1 protein-coding gene is annotated in these 325 nt (G+C 34.5%); it reads left to right on the plus strand.

Annotated elements, in window-relative coordinates:
• Positions 1-253: sugar nucleotide-binding protein (locus tag ACSG5Z_RS29970; protein WP_435712756.1), on the plus strand; the 253-nt coding region annotated here is incomplete at its 5' end.
• Positions 254-325: the final 72 nt, after the last annotated feature.

Consider the following 325-nt stretch of genomic DNA (forward strand, 5'->3'; position numbering starts at 1 on the left):
ATATGGTACATATCATGCTACAAATGAAGGTTTCTGCAGTTGGGCTGAATTTGCACAAGGAATTTTTGAGATTGCAGGACAAGATGTAACAGTAAATAGTATTACAACAGAAGAGTATCATACTCGCGCAGTACGTCCTAAAAATTCACGTATGTCGAAGCAGAAATTAATTGATAATGGATTTGAGCCATTACTAGATTGGAAGAAAGCAACAAAACATTATATTACACAATTACAACAAGAGGTGAAATAAGTTGGAAAAAAAGAAAGTATTAGTTACAGGTGGCGCACGCTTTATTGGGGGTAATTTTGTTCAGTATATGTT

Origin of the sequence: Bacillus pretiosus (assembly GCF_051294775.1) — a bacterium.
Lineage (GTDB): Bacteria > Bacillota > Bacilli > Bacillales > Bacillaceae_G > Bacillus_A > Bacillus_A wiedmannii.